The organism is Xenorhabdus eapokensis, from assembly GCF_001908105.1.
Genome location: NZ_MKGQ01000132.1, coordinates 1 through 1,021, shown reverse-complemented (window position 1 = coordinate 1,021; position 1,021 = coordinate 1). Strand labels below are relative to the sequence as shown.

The following is a 1,021-nucleotide window of genomic DNA, read 5'->3' as shown; positions in this document are numbered from 1 at the left end:
ATGATAAAATCTTGCTGTGACATAGCCTTTTGTTCCTTTATTTCTCTATTTTTGACGACTTAAAGTTATAAAGGAGCGGCTATGTCATTTCAACTCACCCTAAAAGTCGAGCATCGCGTGACGTTATAATAATCATGCTGGATCATTCAGATAGGGATAACAGCTCTGCAATACAGAAAAGAAGAATAAATAAAAACAATAGTTTCATTAAAGGATTATGTAATTTTATACAAGGACACAGTGGTTCTAATTCCGACATAAACTTTAAAAAAACACAATCTTTGTTTTTACTTAATAAATCAGATCTTTGGGAAAAAAAAGAATCAAACTTACACGATGAATACTATAAAGAGTCAATAAATTTATGGAGAGATACCATAAATGGGAGTGTTAGCCATATGGATTATACAAATAATTACATGGCGAAGTCAATTAAACAAGAATGCCATACTCAAAATGTAAACGATGTCCTGGGGATTATAGAAAAATATATAGACAAAAAATAAATTAAATTAATTTTAATAGTAAATAATTTCAATTTACTGAAAATCAAATTGTCCACATCTTAAAACTCACTGATTATGACATGGAAACTTATAATATTGTACGACAGAGTGACTGTAGAAGAGAAGAATATTGTAACTGAAAGTCAAAATATGGTGAAATGGAAACGGATGATGTCAAACTATTAAATTATAAATAGACAAGGCTAGGGAGTGTTTTGCTAGCTGCATCTTACCCCAGGAAATGATTAGTCTACCTAAAAGTGAGTAACCAGATATAGGATTAGATCACTACAATCTGAGAAAGATACATTAAAGTTATAATATCATAATTAAACCATTTCTGTTACTAATGATGTATTTATGAAATTAATTAAATTCATAGTGTTATCTAATTTAACGCGATGCTCGACTTTTAGGGTGAGTTGAAATGACATAGCCGCTCCTTTATAACTTTAAGTCGTCAAAAATAGAGAAATAAAGGAACAAAAGGCTATGTCACAGCAAGATTTTATCAT

General features: G+C 30.0%; 1 protein-coding gene. It reads left to right on the top strand.

The window, feature by feature from the left end; translation table 11 throughout:
* The first annotated feature begins 134 nt into the window (after positions 1 to 134).
* Entirely contained in the window at positions 135 to 506 is a 372-nt protein-coding gene (locus Xedl_RS19770) for a hypothetical protein (RefSeq protein WP_074025436.1), read from the top strand.
* The last annotated feature ends 515 nt before the right edge of the window (positions 507 to 1,021 follow it).